The organism is Nocardia aurea (assembly GCF_003123685.1).
Lineage (GTDB): Bacteria > Actinomycetota > Actinomycetes > Mycobacteriales > Mycobacteriaceae > Nocardia > Nocardia aurea.
Genome location: NZ_QCYJ01000132.1, coordinates 14264 through 33502 on the forward strand (window position 1 = coordinate 14264; position 19239 = coordinate 33502).

A 19239-nucleotide genomic window follows, 5' to 3' on the forward strand; every position below is an offset into this window, starting at 1 on the left:
TCGATAGTCCGGAAAGTGTCGGTGAACCGCTCTTTTACGACCCGAACTGTTCGGGGTGTTGTTCGTGTTGTCGCTGGTGGGACTATGTCGCGCAGCGCGGCTGGATGGTGGTCACCGTCTGGCCAGGGTCGCGTTGCGGGATCTACGGGCGAGGGATATTCAGGAGAATCGCTGTCCGGCGGCGAGTTGGGCGATGACCCTGGGCAGCAGCGTGTGTTCGGCAGCGAGTACGCGCGCGGCCAAGGTATCGACGGTGTCGTGGGGCAGCACCGGCACTTCGAGCTGGGCGATGACTTCGCCGGCGTCGTACTCGTCGTCGACCAGGTGGATCGAGGGGCCGCTGACCGGCTCTCCGGATTCCAGAACGGCCCGGTGTACGTGCGCCCCCCACATGCCCTGGCCGCCGAACTTCGGCAGCAGCGCTGGGTGGATGTTGATGATTCGCGGCGCGAACTCCTCGAGGGTGGCCGGGCCGAGCTTTTTCATGTACCCGGCGGTCACCACCCAGTCGACTCCGTTCTCGACGAGCATCGCTCTGATGGCATTGTCCAAGTCGTCAGGGTCGGGGTGGGTTCTGGTCGACAGGTGCGCAGTGGGGATCTGTTGCTCGCGTGCATAGTCCAAGCCACCGGATCCGCTGTTGTTGCTGATCACCGCAGCGATCACGAATTTTGCATCGGGCTGGGCCGAGGCACAGTGGAGCGCCCTGAGGTTCGATCCGTTGTGGGAGACCAGGACACCAACCCGCAGCTGCGACATAGTGACGAGTTTTTCACCCCGTCACCACCGATCGCGGATAGCCCTGGAAACCGGGGATCATCGTGGGCCGGCTGACCGAACGTGGAGTTCAGAGACCTGGGCCGACCGCGTGCACGCTGGAGTCGCCGAACTGCAGCCGGTAGACCGCGGGCATCGGCATGGCCTGTTGGAAGGCCCAGTCGATGCCAGGGAATCCGAGACCGATCAGTGCTCGCGAGATGAATGTGCCGTGACTGCCGATGATGACGCGGCACCCGGGCGGAGGCTCTTCGATGATGTCGGTCAGCGTCTGGACCGCGCGCTCGGTGAGTTCGTGCAGGCTTTCCGCGCCGGGGCGCGCCCACCGTGGGCGGGCCCAGCTTTGCTCGTAAAGGCGCTCGTAGTGGGGAGTTGGTTCGATCCCCGAATCCCACTCCCGCAGCTGCTGGTCGGTGTGGATCGGTAGGTTCCACTGCCGGGCCGAGGGTTCGAGGGTTTGGATGGCACGCAGGTAGGGGCTGGACATGACCACGCCGGGATTGAGATCGGCCAGGGAATCGGCGAGCTGGTTCGCTTGGGTTCTGCCTTCCTCGGTCAGCGGCCGTTGATACTCGGTGGGCCCGTTCGGGGTGGGTGGGACGGACTGAGCGTGCCGAACCAGGAAGATCGAAGACCTCACGGGTGAAGTGTTGCAGCAGAACCAGGGATCTTCGCGAAGAATCCGCTGCGGACCGTCAACGGAAAGGTGGCATTGTCGCCTCACCGTAGCCGCGGACACAGCCGAGTCAACGACTCCCGGTCGGCGCAGGCGTACCGGATCAAGCCGCCTCCGACAGTCCACCTGCACCAGGTTCCAGCTGTCACTTTTCCGTCGATGTCCGAGTTATGCCTAAATGCCAGAGGTGTGCTTGAGAAAAGAGGAGGCGGGGGAGGGAGAAGGGTGATGGGGCGTGTGGAAGGTGGAGTGAGGGGTTGATGGGTGGATGAGAGCGAAGCGAGTGGGGAGTGTTCGTTGTGGGCGGAGGTGAGGTGAGGGTATCGCCGGGAGTTGCCGGGTAGGAGGTTGGTGATGGTGGTCCGGTCCGCCGCGGGAGTGGACACCGCGACGGACCGGCGATCAGGGGGAGCGGTCAGGCCGCGTGGGTGCGGCGGGCGGGAGTGACCGTTGCGAGGTCGATGCGGCAACTGGTGCAGTAGTTGTCGGCGTGTACGACGGTGTGGTTCATGCAGCCCTCGCAGCGGCTGTGGCGTTGACCGGCTCCCAAACGGACACGGTTCTTCCGCGCCCTGGTCTGTGTGGAGCGCCGCGACGGCTGGTCGGCGGCGTGTTCGGTGGCGCGCTCGAACGGACGGTTGGGGTTGGGTGTCAGCTCAGGGTGCGTAGCGAGGTAGCGGGTGAGGTGTCGGCAGATCGGGTGGGGTGAGGCCCGGTTCCAGACTTCGACGATCAGCGCGTGCGCGGTAGTGGGGTAGGTGGTGGTGAGGTAGTCGCAGCGGGAGAACACGAATTGTTCGAGGGTGAACTTCTCGGGCAGCGGCGCGATCCCGGGGCGGTCGTCGGCGCGGCAGCTGTCGCACAGTCCGTCGTCGGAGACCAACCGCCCACCACGGGAGTGGAGGGGGCGTTGGTCGTTCATGGCGCGTTCGATGAAGCAGGACACGCACCGCCATCCCATGACCGGCACCATCGCGGCGGCGTCGTAGTCCAGACCGTTGCCCTGGGTCGGGATCTCGGGGCGGGCGTCGTCACGCACCCGCAGTCCGGTGCGCTCGCGGGCGAAGTGCTCGGCCTCCCCACGCGCGACACGGCCCCCTCGCCGTCGCACACCCTGTCCGGCGCGGCGACCCTGCGGCGCGGCCCCGGCCCCGGCTCCGGTGTCGGTGTCGGTGTCGTGGTCGGCGAGGTAGTCGGTGGTGGCTTGGTCGAGGGTCTGGTCGGTGTCGCGGCGCAGGTGCTCGTGCTGGCCGAGGACGTAGTTGAGGTATTCGCGGTCCCACGCGGTGGTGGCTTCTTCGTGATCGCGGGGCCGCCGCCGTTTCTTCAACTCCCGCGCCCGCTGTTCGTCCTCGATGGTGCCCTCCTTTTCGACCGGCTGATCGTTCGCGGTGGCCGGTTCGTTCGCGCTCGGACGCTGTCGGTGGCGCTGCGGTGTTTCTGGTTCGAGGGTGCTGTCGTCGGGGTCGGGCATGGAGGTGGCGTCCCGGAACAGGTTCGTGTCGGTGTATTCGTCGAGTCGACGGTCACGCTCGATCAGGCAAGCGAGCATGGGCGCGCGGTGATCGCCCGGAATCGGACGGCTTCGCAGGGCCCGTGCTTGGGTTCGTGCGGTGATGGCGTCGGGGTGGTGGCGTGCGGCGTCGATGGCTCGGGAGGGTTGTCGGGTGGTGACGGGTGGGCGGTAGCGTATCCGCATCGGCATGGGTGGCAGTTCCGCGGCCGCCAGCGACACCTCGACGTATTCGGGTGTGGTGGGTTGGTAGAGGCCGGGGTCGGACAGGGACGCGGCGGCGTTGACCAGATCCTTCAGATCCTCGTCGACACTGCGCCAGAGGGCGTCGATGCGTTTGTGCGCGGTCTGGAACGGGTGTCGGGTGAAGGCGTCGGCGATCTGGTCGAGGACAGCGCGTTCGGCCTCGCTGGCCAGGGGCAGGATGTCGGGGAACTTCCGCCGGGCCAGGACTGGGTGGGTGGTGTGGAGGCCGTGCAGGCAGAACAGCGCGGTCTGGAACAGGGTGGGGAATCGCAGTGTCATGAAGGGGTTCTCCGTTCGCGCGAAGAGGAGGCAACCCGCCCCCGGTGCTGGCGTGTGCTTTTCGCGACACGAGGGGTGGGCGGCTGGTCGGGTGACCCGCCTGAAGGGCGCCCGACCAGGGTGGGGACCGACACGGCGGAGGGAACGCGGCCGTTGCGGGCGAGCACGAATTTCCGCGCACACCCCCGAACCCGGTCATGCATGGTGGTCGGCGCGCTGGGGAAATTCGTGGGCGTCCGGGCGCGGGCCCGCAGGCGTGGCGGGCACCGCCCTGGTAGCCCTTCAGGAAGGCGGGGCACCCGGGCAGACGAACACCCCGGACACCCCGACCGACTCCTTCTCGACCCGGCCCCTTCTCAGGCCGCCAACGGTTCGCGGTCGGCGAAGTAATCATCGAGTTCGGCCTCGGCCCTGCAGCGGGCCGCCGCAGCGCGGGCGTCACGGACCCGATGACGCAACGCCACCGGGGTCGCGCGCGGGGTGCGACGGGCGCGCCGCGCCGCGACCGCGTGCGGATCGGTACGCACGGCGTCGGTCGCCGGACTGGGTGCTGCGACCAGTCGCAGATCGTGCCCGAACTCCCGCATGGGGTGCGCCCAGGCGGCGAGTTCGTCGGCGATCGGGACCACGACCGCTCCGGCCAGCGCGGCGTAGACGGGGTGCGGTTCGTCGTCGCGGTATCCGGGCACTGCGCTGAAATCCTGGGAGTGGGTGGTTGGGATCGTGGTGCTGGGCATAGTGGTTCCTTCTTTGGGGGCAGGGGATGGCGGTCGAGCGGTGTCGTCGGTCGGTCCGGGGGCGCGACGTTGTCCGGCGGTAGCGCGGGATCGGCCGTGTCGGGCATCACCGGGTCTGAGTTCGGTATCGGCAACGGGGGATGCCGATCTGCATGGCGGTGTGACTTGAGGATCTTGCGATCGTTGCCACCCCGACAGCTACGCTGATGCTGCTTGACACGTGCGGTCGGCTCCGTCCGTCGGTACGTCTGGCACATCTGGCCCGAACCCGGTAGCGAAATTCGCCGCAGAAATTTACGATCGAGCTACCCGATTACGCTTTGTCGTCGACGAGTGATTGGGGAGTTGACGACATGACTTCTGAGTGGTCTAGACACTGTCTCGCTGTCGCTTGCCCGGCCTGTAATGCACGGGTGGGGCAGCAATGCCAGCCGCCCGCGTCCCGCGGGACCGTCGTGCACTGGGCACGTCGTGTTGCGGAACTTGCTGCGGTAGGCGTTGCCGCCGGTGGCTCGTCACGAGACATCAGGTAGGCGATCGGTACAGGATCGTGGACCGGACTCCTGCACGGGGCGCGCTCAGCGGCGAGCTCGTCGGCGATCGGGATCACGACCGCTGCGGACAGCGCGGCGTAGACGGGATGCGGTTCGTCGAGTACCGCCGCGAAGCCTTGGGACTGGGTGGTCAGGATCGTGGTGCTGGGCAGAGCTGGTTCCTCCTCGGGACCGCAGTGGGGATGGCGGTCGGTCGAGGTCGTCGGTCGGTCTGGGTGCGCGACGATGCCCGGCTGCAGCGCAGGATCGGCCGCGCCGGGCATCCCCGCGCGTGGGTGGGCTGTTAGAAGGACGGTGGCTCGCCGGACCCGCCGAAGGAACCCGACCCGGTGAACGCCCACGGATCCTCGGACCCGGGACCGGCGCCGACACCCGCGCCGACGAGGTCGCCGGAGCGTTCCTGCGCGGCGGGGCGTCCGGCCGAGCGACCGTTGTTGCTGTTGCCGCCCGGATCGGGATTGCGGGGGACGCGGTTGATCGTGGTGGTGGCGTATTTCAGGCTCGGGCCGACTTCGTCGACCTCGAGTTCGGTGGTGGTGCGATTCTGTCCGTCGTCGGTCTTCCAGCGTCGTTGCTTGAGCCGTCCGGTCACGATGACCCGGGCGCCGCGTGGGAGGGATTCGGCGACGTTCTCGGCGGCGTCGCGCCAGATGTTGCAGCGTAGGAACAACGCTTCGGCGTCTTTCCATTCGTTGGTGTTGCGGTCGAAGTAGCGGGGTGTGGAAGCGACGGTGAAATCAGCCACCGCGACCCCGTTGGGCGTGAATCTCAATTCGGGGTCCGACGTCAGATTTCCCGTGACAGTGATGATCGTGTCTCCGGCCATGAGGGTGTTTCCTTCCTGTTCGGTTGGGACACAACGCGTACCGGCCCGCCACGAGGATCGGTGGCGGGCCGGTCGATGGTTGTGCGGGTTCAGGACTCGATATCGATGTCGCGGTAGTCGATCAGCTTGGCGGCGGCTTGTTCGACCTCGACGAGAGCGAAGTCGGTGTCACCGGTGCGGGCGTTGAGCTCGGTGGCGGCCTCGGACAGGAACCGCAGATACCGCCCGGTCGACTCGCCCCCGTCGCGCCACAGGCTCTTGCCGATCTTCAGTTCGGCGATGGCGACCTGCATGGCGAGCACGATCTTCCACGCCCGATTCGGCGACGCCGCCCTGATCGCGGCCACGAGCGATTCGGTGCTGGCCTCGATGCCCAACAGGGCACTCACCTGTGCGCGTTCGTCGAAGGCGAGTCGGTGAGCGAGGGTTTCGGCGACGAAGGCCGCGGTGTCACGCGGCAGCGTGGCACCGGCGAGCAAACGTGGCAGGAACTCGTAGCGACGTTCGTTGACCGCCTCGCCGCGTTCGTTGAGCACGCGCACCCGCCGCCGATCCAACCGCGCTTGCTCCCGGGCAGCCACGACCGCAGCTTCAGCCTCCGGATCGGGCGCAGTGGCGAGGATCGTGAATCCGCTTCCTGGCAATGCCTTCTCGGGCAGGTAGTAGGTCGGGGTCCACTTGTCGGCGCGGGTGACGGTGTCGACGTGGCGCAACCCGTCGGCAGGTGTGGCGTCGGGGTTGGCGCGGGTGCTCCAGTCCACGTCCTCGATCGCGACGTGGGCACCGGATTCGGTGTCGACGAGCAGTCGGCCGCGTTCGACGGCCAGCCACACCACCCAGAGGGTCGGGTCGGTGTAGAGGTGCTCGACGGTGACCGGCTCGCCCGCCTCGGTGACCAGCCGCTCGATGGGCAGGTATCCGGTGTCGGTGTCGGGTTCGGTGGTGAGGATGCCGAATCCGTAGACCGCGTAGGCGAGCGCGGTCTCGAGCCGGTCGCGGGTGGTGGCGCGTTCGTTGTCGATCAGGCGGCGGGTGTAGCCGAAGTCCCAGCGTCCGGCGTTTTCCAGACGTGTCACGGCGTCGGTGTCGCCGCGGGCGTCGTAGTCGGCGATGACCGCGAGTTGGTCGAGATCGAACTGCCGCTCGGCCAGCAACCGGGTCGCGGTCTGGGACGCGCCGATCGCACCTGTCTTGGCGACCTCGCCACGTTTACGGGCCAGCCCTTGCGCGATCCGGGTCGGGGTCGCGCCGAGTTCGAGCATCAACGCGATCCCGCGGGCGCGGTCGACCTCGGGCAGTGGGATGCGTCGGTCGTTGAGGGTGATCTGATCCAGCAGGCGCTCGATACGCTGTTCGTTATCCACGACATCGGGGTCGGCGGGGGTGATCCACACCGGCACCTGCGCGAGTCCGACCTTGCGGGCCAACAGGACCCGCAGCTGCCCGTCGTAGACACGGATCTTCCCGTCCGCTCCGCGCTGCGCCAGCGCCGGTGCCCGCACCCCCCGCACGCGGATCGAGGCTTCCTGCTCGGGGTAGTCGTCCAGATCGAAACTCATCCGCACGTTCTCATCGATGATCAGCTCGTGCGGATCCTTGTACTCCGCCACCGCTTCCGGCGGCGCCACCAACTCCACGTCCGCGTTCTCCCCGATAGTGTCGGTGTCGGTGTCGGTGTCGGTGGTGGTGGTCTGGTCGGTGTCGGGCTGGTCGGATGTCTCGATGGTGGCGGCGACGAGGGACAGGGAAGCGGTACTCATCGGTGAACTCCTCGGAAAGTGAGTCGACGCCCACCCAAGGCGTGAACGAGCCGAGGGCAAGGGTGGGCGTCGATATCCGGATGGGTTGGGTGGGTGCGGGTCTCAGGCGGCGGCGCGGCGCTGGCGGGTCACGTTGAGCGGGGCCAAGCGAAGTACCCCGTCACCAGCGGTGTCGGTGTAGACCCAGTTGCGGGCGCGCCAGTCCGGGAACCGATCCCGCCACTGGGCGCTGACCCGATCGTCGGTCAGCGCCGAGAGCGCACCGGCATACCCGCGCTCGATCAGCTGCTCGTACTCGGTGCGGGTCACGACCTGCACGGGCATAGAATTCGACATGACAGATCCTCCGTAGTGTGAGTCAGGAAGAAGACACCACCCGCCGGGTGGCGCGCACGTGGTGGGAGAGCGGTCACCGGCCACCGACCGGGAAGTGACTGTATGTGGAAGAGGCTGGATTCGAGCGTCTTCGACAGGTGTCAGGGGCGTGGACTGGTCGGTCCGGGGCGTTGGACGGCGACGGTGTATTTGTTGGGTTCGACGGTGAGGATGAGCCATCCGTGGTGCGGCCCGAATTCGCGGATCAGGTCGATCAACGGTGGGGTCGTCTCGTCGTGTTCGGTCAGGGCGATGTATTCGGCGAAGTCGTCACCGCCGACCGCGGTGGTGCCCAGGCCGGTGTGGGAGTCGGTCCAGCCCACGGCGTGGCAGATGATCGAGTGGCCGGGCCGGTGGGGGTCGAGTTGGCGGGGTCGTCCGTTGCTGAGTAGGTAGGTGCCCTCGTCCTTGGCCCAGATCAACGCCGGAACCGGCGGATTTTCGGTGTCGTAGGGAGACCAGGAATGTTCCGGTGCGGCCATCGCGTGCTCGGCGATCGGCCACACCTGATCCAACGGAAACCACAAATCGATCGATGACATCACAGGGAATCAACTCCCCATTCTGCAATAGCGGCCGCGCCGATCGGCAGGCCGGGAACGCGGCACATCGCAGGGGCAGGTGTGGCCGGGTCGATGGGTGGGTGTCACTGCCGGTGTGGGCGGGTAGCCGTGCGGTGCGCGGCGTAGGTGAGGCCGTCGTCGATGGTGCGGGCGGCTTCGAGCACGGTGAAGCCGTCGACGCCGACATGATGTGCGGCGGCGTCGAACAGAACCGTGTAGGCGTGGTCGCGGTCGAGCAGTCCCGCCCCGACGAGCCGCCCGAGGCTGTTGGCTGCCAACAACACCGTCTGATGCCGGGTACCTGTGCGCGCGTTCGAGATCCGGTCGGCTTGGTTGCGTAGCGCCGCGGCGATGTAGGCGTCTGGGTGCCCGATGTCGGAGGTCGCGACGACTGGTAGCAGGGGTGCGGGTGGTGGTGCGAGGAGTTCGGCCAGCCAGTGCGGCAGCGGGATCGGGTCTCGGTCGTCGAGGACCCGATAGCGGCCCGCGGCCAATGTGGAGCCGGGTGCGACGACGTATCCGCCGATCCCGCGGCTGTCGATGCGCCAGCCGAGTCGGGCGATGGTGTTGCGTAACAGCGGTGTTGGTGGGGGTCGGTAGTACAGGTGCATGCCGCCGGAGGGAGTGGCGCCCGCGAACGTCGGGATCGGCGGCGACTGTCCGGCCTCGTGAGCGAGGCGGGCCAAGACGTCGCGGCCGTCGCGGGCTCCCGCCCATCGTGCTGGTGGGTCTTGGTCGTGGCTGGTGTCCAGGTCGATGACGTGTAGGCGGCTGGGCCCGCATGCGATGCCGATGTTGTTTGCGGGCCAGCGGCGCCACCACCGGTGGATCCGGGCAGGGTCGAGGGTGGCGGCGTTCTCCCAGTTCTCGACCGCGGGGACCTTACTGCCCGCATGTAAAGGGAATACGTGGAACCCGCGAGCAGCACTGGTCAACGCCGCCCGGACGGTCGGTGCGCCCTGGCCGGGATGGTGGTGCGCGCGACCGACGACGGAAGTCACGGCGTTCATGCCGCTGTCCCAGGGCGGAGGGTGGCGAGGTGACGGGCCAGGTCCAGGACGTGGTCGCGGTCCACACGCACAGCGATTTCGGCGTCACCGCTGCGCAGCACCCGGATCGAGGCCGAGACCGGATCGCAGTGGTGACCGAATTCGATGCCGTCCTCCCGCAGTCGGTGCACCGGCGCCAACATCGCGGCCAATTCCTCGAGGATCGCGTCGCGTCGGGCCAGCACGACCGCGTCCGCGCGGGCGGACCGCCGGTAGCCGTCGAGCGTCTGTCGGTAGCCCGGGAGCAGACGCCGCTCGATGGCGGCGGCGATGTCTGCGGGTGGGCGGTGGGCGGCGACGGTGATGTGGTGGTCGGTGTCGCCGCTGCAGCGGAAGGCCGAGAACGGGGGCTGGTAGGTGCCGACGACGCGCAAGCGGCCGTGATCGGTCCGGCGGTGGGAATCATCGCCGTGGGTGATCATCAACGACTGATCACCGGGCCCGAACAACTGACTGTGTCGTTGGGTCATGTAGCCGGGCTCGGCACGCCACCCGGGCCCGAGCCCGGCCGCGATCCGGCGGGTGATTTCGAGAAAATCCATTCCCACACAACTCCTTTCACACAATGCGCCGATGGCCCGGTTGAGTTGGTCAGGTGCCGAACAGTGCACGGATCGCGATCAGCATCGCCAAGGGTTCGGGCGGCTGGTCGGTAGCGGGTTGAGCGGCGTCGCGGATCTTGCGCAGCCGCAAGAACCGGACACCGCGCAGGTCGATTCCGGTTTCGGGGGCCAGATGCTCGGTACCGGGGTCATCGATGACGCGGTAGTCCGAGCGTGCCAGCCATGCCTCGTACCAGGCTTCGGCCGGTTGGGCCTCGCGCGCTTTCTCGCGCGGGTCGGGGTGGCGGGGCTGCCAGTAGCGGCATCCGCAGTCGGGATCCGCGCATCGCGCGAGCCGCACCGCCGGGTTGGGGTGGTAGTGCTGTTGCTGTCCGGTGAGCATGGGGCAGGCCCGGCGACTGTAGTGGGCGCACTCGGGATGCAATCCCGGCTCCACCGAGAGTCCACGCTGGTAGTCGACCGATCGAAGGTAGAGCACGACACGCTCGTGCAGGGGCTGCCCGCAGATCTGACACAGTTTGGCCCACAGTGTGTGGCGTTGGCGGTGGTGGTGCAGCATGCCCCAGACCGGTCGGGCGGGGTCGCGGTGGGTGAGGGTGACGTAGGGGACGACCAGCCCGCGCGAGGTCGGCCTGGCTGCGAGCCGGTCGGGGACCGGAACCCGCGCGGGGTCGGCGGGAGAGGACGGTGTGGAGGACATAGTTCACCTCGAATCCAGAAAGAAGGGAGCCGCGAGAGCAGCCGCACCTCGGCAGGCGGTTACGTGGCGGTCTGGTCGGTGAGGGGCTGGGCGAACAGGTCGACGCCGAGTTTCCGTACGGGCAGAGCGGTGCTGTGGACGCGGACCTCGATGCGTGCGGTCCGCGCGCCCGGGACCGCGGTGCCGCTGGTCCAGGGGTGGAAGCGGTCGGGGTCGAGGGCGGGCAGGTTCGCCTCGATCCACGCGGTGAGCTCACCGATGTGACCGATGATCATGTGCTCGGCCAACGGTTTCCGGTGTGCGGGTCGCGGTCGTGGACACCGACCACGGTCGGGGTTCCGGGGACCTGGATGGTCACCGATCGGGGCAGCACGGCTTGGCGGGCACCGGCGGCCCACGACCCCGACGCGATCACCCACCGGCCATCACGGTGTTGGGTGGGGACCAGCCGCCACCCGAACTCCGGCAGCCCGATCCCGAACGGATCACGTGCCCAACTGGTTTCGCTGCCACCGTCGGGGATGATCGTGGTGATCTGGGTGGCGTATTCGATCCGCACCAGCGCCAACCCGACGGTGTTCTCGGCGAGGGAGGGCAGGCCGTCGAAATCCGCGACCGGGGTGCCCGGTCGCGGACCGGTGGCGAACGCCGCGTGATACCCGACGACCAGCATGGACATCGGCATCCGGTCATCGTCGGGCAGGTAGGCGGCATAGTGCGGGTCCAGGCGAAGGCGAGCGGTGTAGCTCGACAGGTCGACGCTCATTCGGGCTCACCCGCCGCCGGGGCGGTGCGCACGGTGTCGCCATCGGGGGCGGCGAGTATCTGGTGGTAGACGCGCAGCCGCCCTGCGCTGTCGGAGAACGGTGCGAGCAGATGGTCGAAGGTGGCCAGCACCTCGTGGCCGAGGGCTGTGGCGACGCCGTGGCTGTAGGAGGTCAAGGCCGCGCCGGCGTCGAGGTGGGTGAGGAGCTCGGCGAGCAATAGTGTGGTGAGTTGGTCACGGTAGGTGGGAATGGGTTCGCTCATCGGTGGTGGACTCCTTCACGGTGGTGGTGGAGGTGTGCGGGGCCACGGCGTGGATGAATCGCAACGGCAGCAGCACCTGCTCACCGCGACCGTCGCGGTGGAAGACGGTGTGGTGGCGGTGGACCGCGGCGATGTGGACGCCGTCTTGGCGGTGCCCGCCGCGCAGGGTGAGCGTGACCGGTGTCCCCGACCGCCGCAGGCGATGGAGTTCGACGGTGACGGCGGGATCGGGGCTCATCGGTCACCGGCCGATGCAGTGGCCCACTGCATCGGGATGTGTCTGAGGTTGATCACCGCGGCCAGCGTGGTGGCGGTTACGGGTCCGAGATCGGTGTAACACCCGTCGGTGTCGGGATGCTCGGTGTCGCGGATGACGATTCGGACGCGCTGTCCGTCGGTGCTGAGGATGACGTGGTGGTCCTCGATGTCACGGGTGTGGAGGCGGATATCGGCCAGGTTCGGGCATCCGGGCATGACAGGCGCTCTCCTCTCGAATGCTGTGCGGCCGGAAGTGGTTCCGGTTCATGCGTTTTCCATGTCGAGGAGTGCGGCGTAGCGTTGGTGCCCGGCCAGGTCGGGGCATTCGCAGTGGGGGAAGGGTGCGTAGCAGGCGGCGCAGAATCCGCAGTGGCAGCAGTGCGGGCCCGCGAGGGTGCTGTCTTCCTCTCCGCAGCCGTGGCAGTACCCGTAGTCGCTGTAATCCTCGTAGTGCCAGCGTGATGGGAGGTGGTCGTGGTTGGAGTACCAGATCCCGGTGTCGTTGTCCCAGTGCCCGCGGGCTTCGTTGAAGATGTAGGCACGCTGGGCGTAGGCGGGGTCGAGGGTGAGCAGCACGAACTTGTCGCTGCCCAGCCAGCGTTCCAGGCCTTCGCGGCCGCGCCAGGAATCCAACGACCCGAACGGAGCCGTGGGCAGGAAGTCCTCGGCCGCGATCCGCGTATCGGACCGCTCATCGCCGGGGCCGGGGTGGACGTTGGGGGGAAGGATCCCGTTGTGGGCCAGCACGGTTCGCTCGTCGCCACCCACCGGGAAGGGGTGGCAGTTGTCGAGGGTGGGTTTGCCGTGGGTGGCGAATCGGGAATGGAACAACGCCGGGCCGTGCGGGTATTCGAAGCGCAGGGCCGCGAATTCTGCGAGTGCGGTTTCGGGGTCGAGGCTGTGTCCGGTGGTGATCGTGTCTGCGGTGATCAGGGCGTAGCCGTGCCCGTGCGGGTTGGACCAGGCGCCGTTGCGCAGTGCGGCGATGTCGGGGGTGGCGCCGGGTTTGACGAATGTCAGCATGCACATGCCAGGACCTCCAGTTCGGTGAGCAGATCGGCGTAGTCGGGGCGAGTGGTGAGCCAGGCGGTGAACGCCGACCACTCCCAACCCCGCTGACGCGCGACCTGGGCGGCGGTGAGGGTGCGGGTGTATTCGACCGACGCCGCAGCGAAAGCGAGGGCGGCTTTGACTTGGCGCGGGTGCAGGGAGGAGGCGAAGACCCGCAGCTCGAAGGTGTGGGCAGGGTTGACGTTGATCGCCTGGTAGCGGCCCCACCCGTGTCGGCTGCCCTTGGCGTACTCGCACGCTCGGGAGCGGGCATGCGCGGAGAACTCCGCCCAATCATGCGAGCGACGCCGCGCGAGGGTCGTGACCTGGGATTCGTTGCGGTACACGAACTTCAACCACCGATAGACGTGAGCGGGTGAGTCGAATCCGGCGCGGGAGACGTGGACGTGGATACCGACGGTGGTGTCGGTGCGGCAGCCGAGCAGTCGCAGTTTGTTCAAGAGTTGCCAGGGGAAGCGGGTGCGCGCGTACTCCCACGACATCGGGTGGGTGACCAGTTCGTAGCCGGTCGGGTGGATGGAGCCGTCCTCTTTCAGATAGCCGAGGTCTCCGAGTTCGGCGACCGCGAGCACGACCGCGTCGTTGTAGCGGGAGTAGGGGGTGATGAGTTCGAGTTCCATGCCCAGAAACAGCGGGCCGTGGCCGTGGAACAGGGGGGTGGGGGTGTAGGAGTAGTCGTGGACCAGCTCGTGGCCACGGTCCTCGTCGTAGCAGCTTTCGCAATGCTGGTCATCGAGCGGGACCAGGGTGTAGCAGTCCTCGCAGTAGTGGTAGTCCTCGTGGCGGCAGGTCGAGCAGACGTCGTCGCCGCTCTGCACGGTCTCGGTGTGACGGGCATAGGCGCCGCAGTCGTCGCAGCGTTCGAACTCCCGCGCACAGGACCCGCACACGTCGGGGCCGTCGATGATCGCGACGATCTCACCGGTGAACAGATCGCAACGCTCACACCGATACCAGCCTGCGGAGCAGCCACCACACAGCGCGGTATTGGCGACGGTGTAGCTGGTGGTGCGGGCGGGGGTGGCGCAGCCGTCGCAGAACGACAGCTCGGTGACGCAGTCCTGGCAGACCCGGTCTCCTTCGGCGAGAGCGACCAGACTGTCCGCGGCGACCGGCAGCGAGCACTGCGCACAGTGGGTATCGGGCAAAGTGGCGGTGGGCATGAGCGATCACGACCTTTCGACGGAAACGACCAAGCCCCCGCACGACCACCGGGAGAACCGGCTGGTCGTGCGGGGGCTCGGGGGCGTATGGAGGTGAGGATCGGACGGTGGTGGGCCGGGGTTCAGGTAGTGCTGGGGGTGGTGGCGCGGATCCGATCCGAATCGCGGCGGTGCGTGTGATTGCGCGCGGTGGCGCCGCGGCTGCCGCGCGGTGTGGTGCGGTGGCGGGTGTGGCAGTGGCAGTGGGGGAAGGGTTGTTCGCAGTCGAAGCACCAACCACATCCGGTGCAGTGACGGCCGCGGCGGTCCAGGTCGAATTCGCGGCATCCCCCGCAGCGCAGGCGGTAACGCTCGGGCCATCGCCGCGACATCGGCTGATAGCCGGGGTTGGAGTACCAGATCCCGTTGTCCCAGATGCCGGCCGACTCGTTGAACAGATACGCCGGATAGGCGTAGGTGGGATCGACGGTGAGGATCAGCAGTTTGCTCGACCCCAGCCACGACGCCAGCCCGCGCGCGCCGCGGTGGGTGTCGATCGACCCGAACGGAGCCCCGGCCAGATACTCCTCCGCGGCGATGCGGGTGTCCGAGCGTGGATCGTAAGCGCGGGGATGTACACGTTTGGGAAGGGTTCCGTTGTGCGCCAACACTGTTCGTGGGTCGCCGCCGAGGTGGAACGGATGGCAGTTGTCGAGGCTGCGGGTACCGCGGGTGGCGTAGCGGGAATGAAACAACCCGTACCCGCCCGGATATCGGGCGCGTAGTCGCGTGAATTCCTCGATGAGTGGTTCGGGTGCCATGCTGTGCCCGACACGGATCCGGTCGCCGGTGATCAGGGCGTAGCCGTGGCCGTGATGATTCGTCTGGGCCCCGATCCGCAACGCCGCCGGATCCGGTGCGACACCGGGTGGGAAACAGCTCAGCAGGCACATGTGAGCTCCAACTCACGCAACTGCGCGACCAACGGCGAATACGCTGGGCGCGTATGCACCCAGGCGGCGAAGCGATCCCATTCCCACGCCCCGGCCCGCACATCGGCGATCCGCAGGGTTCGGGTGTAGTCGATGGAGGCGGCGGTGAACGCCAACGCCGCCTGCACCCGCCCGACATCGAGCGAGGAGGAGAACACCCGCAACTCCAGGGTGTGACGCGGATACGGGTTGATCGCCTGATACCGGTCCAAACCCAGAGCCGCGACATGGTTCTTCGCGGTGTCCTTGACCCGAGACCGCGCGACACGATCGAACGGGGCATAGCGTGAACGCCGCCGCGCCAACCGAGTGACCTGAGATTCGTTGCGGTACAGCAACTTCATCCACCGATACACATGCGCGGGGGAGACGAACCCGGCGCGGCTGGCATGCACATGCAACCCGACACCGGCGTTGGTGCCGCACCCGAGTTCGGCGAGTTCACCCAGTAGTCCCCAGGGGAACTCGTCGAGGGCGTAGCGGTAACTCATCGGGTGCGAGACGAGTTCGAATCCGCCGGGCTCGATCGAGGAATCCCGCTTCACATACCCGAGCCCGCCCAGGCGATCGGTCACCACGCCGACGGCGGTGTCGTGGACGTGGTCGGGCACGACGATCTCGAGTTCGAGCCCTAGATACAGCGGGCCGTCGCCGTGGAATCGCGGGTCGGGTTTGAAACTGTAATTACGCACCCGCGCCGGATAACTGCACAGCTCACATTCACGGCCGCCGCGCCGCAGCGTCCCACACCGCTCGCAGGCGGTGAACCCGCCCGCGCAACGGGTACAGGCGCGCAGGCCGCCGGAGACGTAGCGGCTGGCGGCGCTGTGTCTACCGCAGTGGAAGCACCGGTCGAAGAACGCCGACGCACACGGATAGCACACGACCCGGTCGGTGTCGGTGCGCTCGTGCGGTTCGGTCAACCGGGCACACGACACACACCCGCCCCAGGCGCGCGCGCAGGCCGAGCAGAGGCGACGGTCATCGGCGGTTTCGGTGACACGCAGGGCGTGGTCGTGGCAGCCGTCGCAACAGGGCAACTCGGCCAGACACGACCCGCACACCGACTCGTCGGAGACCGGATATCGCGGGCCCGTCCGGCAGGACCGGCACACCACACACGCGGTGGCATCGAGTTCGGGCATGAGAGAACACCTTTCGTGAACGTAGGAGTGCCGGACCGGTGCGGGAGGACCAGTCGGCACGGATGGCGGTATAGTCATACGTTGATATGCGCATTTAAGAATGATTTTTGGTGGAGAAGATCACCCGTTGCCGAGGGGTGTAAATCCGGCAGTCCCTAGAAGGGGCGTGTTTGGCCAGGACAGCGGGTCGGCGAGTCCGGGATGTGGATGGCTGAAGTCGAGCCGAACAGCGACCCCAACTGACTTCGACACAGAACCTAGAGGGTGCGGTGTTTTCCGTCGCGGTGAACCTCGTCGACGCAATCGGCCGCGCTCGTGGCCGACAGCCGGAGCACTGTGGCGCGGAACTGCGGGTAATCCGCCGGTGATAGCGCGGGAGGCTCGTGGACCGCGGGGTAGGACGGCTGGCTGGTGGACGTGTTCACCAGCGTGTCGAGCACGGTATCGATTTCGGGGTGAGGTGATGTTCGGTTGCGGCGAGGTGGGATCGTAGCGCGGTTAATTATTGGCCGTGCCAAACCAGAATCAGACGCACGCCGGGAGGCAGCGCAGTTCCAGCAGTCGACGGCGCCGCCGCCCGATGAGCGGTGAGCGCGACTGTCAGGTCTTCCGAGACGGATTCCGATCCAATTTTGTGGAGTCTCACCCAGAGGATTGTGATTGCCCCACAATAGTTTTCGTAGACGATGTAGTCGTGTCGCCGCGTGTCATAGTCCTCGGCATGAAGAGTTTGACCAGTTCACGGAATCGCTGGTGGCGCACGTTGACTGTGGGTGCGGTGCTGGCCGTGGCTTTGCAAGGCGGGATTGTGGCGGCCACTCATGCCGATCCGGCTCCCGCGACACCGTATCCGGTGCCGAACCAATTCCTGATCGACGCGATCCGGGCCGCGCTCCAGGGTGGAGCGGCCAGTCCGCCGGGGACCAACGATTGGGCGTGTCGGCCGTCGGTGCAGCATCCGGAGCCGGTCGTGCTGGTCCACGGCATTCTGGCCAATCGCAATAACAACTGGCAGACATACGGTCCTCTGCTGGCCAACGGGGGCTACTGCGTCTTCGCGCTGACCTACAACAGTCCCGGCGGTGACCCCGACGGGTTCATCGGGGGGTTGGGATCGATGCGTGACGGTGCGGCGACTCTCGACACGTTCATCGACCGGGTCCGCCAGGTCACCGGCGCGGGCAAGGTCGCGATCGTCGGGCATTCCCTGGGCGCGACCATGCCCTATTGGTATATCAAGGCCGGCGGCGGCGCCGGGAAGGTGTCGAGGATGGTCGGGCTCGCCGGTGGCGTTCAGGGCATCAACAGCCCCGGCTTGAGTAGCGGCTCTGCGGATGCCGTCGCAGGCGAGGGGCTATCCAGCTCGACGTTCATGCGCGAGCTGCACGAGGGTGGAATCGCTGTTCCCGGCGTCGCCTACACCCAGATCGTCACCCGGTACGACGAAGTTCTCCCCTATACCGGAGGACTGATCCACGAACCCGGTGTCGCCAACTACATCGTGCAGGATCTGTGCTCTCAGGACTACGCCGACCATCTGTCGATCAACTCCGACCCCGTCACCGCCCAGCTGGTCCTCAACGCTCTCGATCCCGAACATCCGCAGCCAGTGGAATGCACCCTGGTCTTGCCTGCGATCGGGGTTCTGCCCACCGGTTCCGGAGGATAAGACCCACCCCTGCCGCAGGGCACGACTGCTGATACCCCCAGGTCCGGACGCTTATCGAGTTCCCGGCGGACACGCCGCTGCCGCTGGGATCGCTGCGGCGGATGCGAAATCTCGCCGAAGCGGATCGAGGCCCTGCAAGCAGCGCGCAGCATCGAGAGGACGATCTCCCGGCTGTTGGTCAGTGGCGGGGGGACAGGCCGAGGCTCCAGGTGCGGGCGGTCAGTGCCGAGCCGAGTCGCCAGCCGCCTTCGCTGCTGGCTGGATTCCATCCGGTGAGGCGTTCGATTCGGTGTAGTCGGTGGTCGACGGTGTTGCAATGGATGCCGAAATGCTCGGCGGTGCGCTGGCGGTCGAAGTTGTTGCGTAGGTGGATGCGTAGCAGTTCCAGCAGTTCGGGGTGAGTGTCGAGTGGGTCGAGGATCGCGGCAAGCGCGTCGCGTCCGGGGCCGGGCCGAGCGATCTGGGTCTCGAGCGGCATGTCCTCGTAGCGGTAGAGCTGTGGTGGGTAGGAATTGGCGATGAGGAGGTCGAGCAGTCGGTGCGCACGTTCGGTGGCCTCGGGTAGTTCGTGTTTGTCCGCGCTGGTTCGGCATACCGTCGTCTCGGCGTTGATTGCGTGGCTGATCGCGGTGACCAGATGGTCGAGGTCCTGGTCGGTGAAGGGGTGCTCGGGCAGCACGATCGTGCCGCCGATGGGGGAGAGCGCGGTCATCTCCAAATGGCCGAATCGCGCCGCGATTTCGCGTCGCATCAGGCGCACTACCCGATCGGGGGTGGACGTGGGCGTGGGTTCTTGGGGTGGCGACGCCTCGGTGGCGACGTGGACGGCCATCACCGTGTAGCGAGGGGCGATGGCGAATCCGTCCGAGAGGCCCGGTCCAGCGCTGCTGTGGTACTGGATTCCGGTCGTGAGGGCTCGTGGGTCAGCCAGGCGCTGCGTGGGGCGTGGTTCGGATGCGACGTAGGTGTAGCCGCTTGCGATGGTGGTGGTGAGTCGGTCGAGCACGTCCAGCACGGCCACGACGCGGGTACCGAAGACGTCGAGGTCGTTCGATGCGCACCCGTCATGCCCACCGCTGTGGTCGAGGTCGGTGACGTGGTCGATGAATTCACCGGCGATCCTATGCACGGCGTGCACGATGACATCGACCGGAACCGGGCCGCGTGCCCATCGGCGTGCGGCGCGTTCCAGGCGAGGATATCGGACCGGGACGGGTTCGCCGTCCGCGATTCCCTGCAGCGCTTCAACGAAATGTTCTGTGTCCGTGTCGATCCTCGCACACCGTCGCCGCGCCTGGTGCGTGTCCGGCGCCAG

23 protein-coding genes are annotated in these 19239 nt (G+C 67.2%); 2 read left to right on the forward strand and 21 right to left on the reverse strand.

The features are described 5' to 3' along the window. Positions 1 to 159: 159 nt before the first annotated feature. The 4 genes from purN to DAT37_RS35300 all read right to left on the reverse strand — a co-directional run bounded on the left by purN (position 160) and on the right by DAT37_RS35300 (position 4228). Positions 160 to 759 carry a phosphoribosylglycinamide formyltransferase gene (gene purN, locus DAT37_RS35285; RefSeq protein ID WP_109529282.1) on the reverse strand — a complete coding sequence of 200 codons (600 nt, stop codon included), beginning with the start codon at positions 757 to 759 and terminating at the stop codon, positions 160 to 162. An 88-nt stretch (positions 760 to 847) separates the two neighbouring features. Beyond that, complete coding sequence (locus tag DAT37_RS35290) at positions 848 to 1417, reverse strand: histidine phosphatase family protein (protein WP_109529283.1); 570 nt, start codon at positions 1415 to 1417, stop codon at positions 848 to 850. A 451-nt stretch (positions 1418 to 1868) separates the two neighbouring features. After that, positions 1869 to 3491, reverse strand: coding sequence for a hypothetical protein (locus DAT37_RS35295; RefSeq protein ID WP_109529284.1), 1623 nt, complete (start codon positions 3489 to 3491; stop codon positions 1869 to 1871). Between the two features lie 356 nt (positions 3492 to 3847). Beyond that, the gene (locus DAT37_RS35300; protein WP_109529285.1) at positions 3848 to 4228 is read right to left on the reverse strand and encodes a hypothetical protein; all 381 of its coding nucleotides are present in this window, start codon (positions 4226 to 4228) and stop codon (positions 3848 to 3850) included. Between the two features lie 353 nt (positions 4229 to 4581). Here DAT37_RS35300 and DAT37_RS46630 point away from each other — a divergent pair, with 353 nt between their 5' ends. Further along, complete coding sequence (locus DAT37_RS46630; RefSeq protein WP_456320130.1) at positions 4582 to 4761, forward strand: zinc finger domain-containing protein; 180 nt, start codon at positions 4582 to 4584, stop codon at positions 4759 to 4761. 304 nt (positions 4762 to 5065) lie between these two features. On the opposite strand, the gene DAT37_RS35310 is transcribed toward DAT37_RS46630, so the two are convergent. The 16 genes from DAT37_RS35310 to DAT37_RS45825 form a co-directional block, all read right to left on the reverse strand. Continuing rightward, on the reverse strand, positions 5066 to 5608 hold the full coding sequence (locus tag DAT37_RS35310) for a single-stranded DNA-binding protein (protein ID WP_109529287.1): 543 nt from the start codon (positions 5606 to 5608) through the stop codon (positions 5066 to 5068). A gap of 89 nt (positions 5609 to 5697) precedes the next feature. After that, positions 5698 to 7368, reverse strand: coding sequence for a ParB/RepB/Spo0J family partition protein (locus DAT37_RS35315; RefSeq protein WP_109529288.1), 1671 nt, complete (start codon positions 7366 to 7368; stop codon positions 5698 to 5700). A gap of 102 nt (positions 7369 to 7470) precedes the next feature. Further along, positions 7471 to 7704, reverse strand: a complete 234-nt coding sequence (locus tag DAT37_RS35320) for a hypothetical protein (RefSeq protein WP_157978845.1) — start codon at positions 7702 to 7704, stop codon at positions 7471 to 7473. A gap of 140 nt (positions 7705 to 7844) precedes the next feature. Next, positions 7845 to 8285 carry a hypothetical protein gene (locus tag DAT37_RS35325; protein ID WP_157978846.1) on the reverse strand — a complete coding sequence of 147 codons (441 nt, stop codon included), beginning with the start codon at positions 8283 to 8285 and terminating at the stop codon, positions 7845 to 7847. Positions 8286 to 8389: 104 nt separating this feature from the next. Continuing rightward, the gene (locus tag DAT37_RS35330; protein ID WP_109529291.1) at positions 8390 to 9316 is read right to left on the reverse strand and encodes a bifunctional DNA primase/polymerase; all 927 of its coding nucleotides are present in this window, start codon (positions 9314 to 9316) and stop codon (positions 8390 to 8392) included. After that, positions 9313 to 9897: a hypothetical protein gene (locus DAT37_RS35335; RefSeq protein ID WP_109529292.1), complete on the reverse strand. Its 585-nt coding sequence runs from the start codon at positions 9895 to 9897 to the stop codon at positions 9313 to 9315. The genes DAT37_RS35330 and DAT37_RS35335 overlap by 4 nt, the downstream gene beginning before the upstream one ends. 49 nt (positions 9898 to 9946) lie before the next feature. Next, a complete protein-coding gene (locus tag DAT37_RS35340; RefSeq protein ID WP_109529293.1) occupies positions 9947 to 10618 on the reverse strand; it encodes a cell envelope biogenesis protein OmpA in 672 nt (223 codons plus the stop codon). A 59-nt stretch (positions 10619 to 10677) separates the two neighbouring features. Continuing rightward, complete coding sequence (locus DAT37_RS35345; protein ID WP_157978847.1) at positions 10678 to 10905, reverse strand: hypothetical protein; 228 nt, start codon at positions 10903 to 10905, stop codon at positions 10678 to 10680. Beyond that, a complete protein-coding gene (locus tag DAT37_RS35350) occupies positions 10890 to 11384 on the reverse strand; it encodes a hypothetical protein (protein ID WP_109529295.1) in 495 nt (164 codons plus the stop codon). The genes DAT37_RS35345 and DAT37_RS35350 overlap by 16 nt, the downstream gene beginning before the upstream one ends. Beyond that, complete coding sequence (locus DAT37_RS35355; protein WP_109529296.1) at positions 11381 to 11647, reverse strand: hypothetical protein; 267 nt, start codon at positions 11645 to 11647, stop codon at positions 11381 to 11383. The genes DAT37_RS35350 and DAT37_RS35355 overlap by 4 nt, the downstream gene beginning before the upstream one ends. Then, entirely contained in the window at positions 11619 to 11885 is a 267-nt protein-coding gene (locus DAT37_RS35360) for a hypothetical protein (RefSeq protein WP_109529297.1), read from the reverse strand. The genes DAT37_RS35355 and DAT37_RS35360 overlap by 29 nt, the downstream gene beginning before the upstream one ends. Then, on the reverse strand, positions 11882 to 12121 hold the full coding sequence (locus tag DAT37_RS35365) for a hypothetical protein (RefSeq protein ID WP_109529298.1): 240 nt from the start codon (positions 12119 to 12121) through the stop codon (positions 11882 to 11884). The genes DAT37_RS35360 and DAT37_RS35365 overlap by 4 nt, the downstream gene beginning before the upstream one ends. Before the next feature lie 48 nt (positions 12122 to 12169). Beyond that, a complete protein-coding gene (locus DAT37_RS35370) occupies positions 12170 to 12934 on the reverse strand; it encodes a class II glutamine amidotransferase domain-containing protein (protein ID WP_109529299.1) in 765 nt (254 codons plus the stop codon). Then, positions 12922 to 14139, reverse strand: a complete 1218-nt coding sequence (locus DAT37_RS35375) for a hypothetical protein (RefSeq protein WP_232840202.1) — start codon at positions 14137 to 14139, stop codon at positions 12922 to 12924. The genes DAT37_RS35370 and DAT37_RS35375 overlap by 13 nt, the downstream gene beginning before the upstream one ends. 122 nt (positions 14140 to 14261) lie before the next feature. Continuing rightward, positions 14262 to 15071 carry a class II glutamine amidotransferase domain-containing protein gene (locus tag DAT37_RS35380; protein WP_109529300.1) on the reverse strand — a complete coding sequence of 270 codons (810 nt, stop codon included), beginning with the start codon at positions 15069 to 15071 and terminating at the stop codon, positions 14262 to 14264. Further along, positions 15059 to 16255: an amidoligase family protein gene (locus DAT37_RS45825; RefSeq protein ID WP_232840203.1), complete on the reverse strand. Its 1197-nt coding sequence runs from the start codon at positions 16253 to 16255 to the stop codon at positions 15059 to 15061. Before DAT37_RS45825 ends, DAT37_RS35380 begins: the two co-directional genes overlap by 13 nt. 721 nt (positions 16256 to 16976) lie before the next feature. Here DAT37_RS45825 and DAT37_RS35395 point away from each other — a divergent pair. Continuing rightward, a complete protein-coding gene (locus tag DAT37_RS35395; protein ID WP_157978848.1) occupies positions 16977 to 17924 on the forward strand; it encodes an esterase/lipase family protein in 948 nt (315 codons plus the stop codon). A gap of 178 nt (positions 17925 to 18102) precedes the next feature. Here the strand turns inward: DAT37_RS35395 and DAT37_RS35400 are convergent, their stop codons facing one another. Then, positions 18103 to 19053, reverse strand: a complete 951-nt coding sequence (locus tag DAT37_RS35400; RefSeq protein ID WP_157978849.1) for a PucR family transcriptional regulator — start codon at positions 19051 to 19053, stop codon at positions 18103 to 18105. Positions 19054 to 19239: the final 186 nt, after the last annotated feature.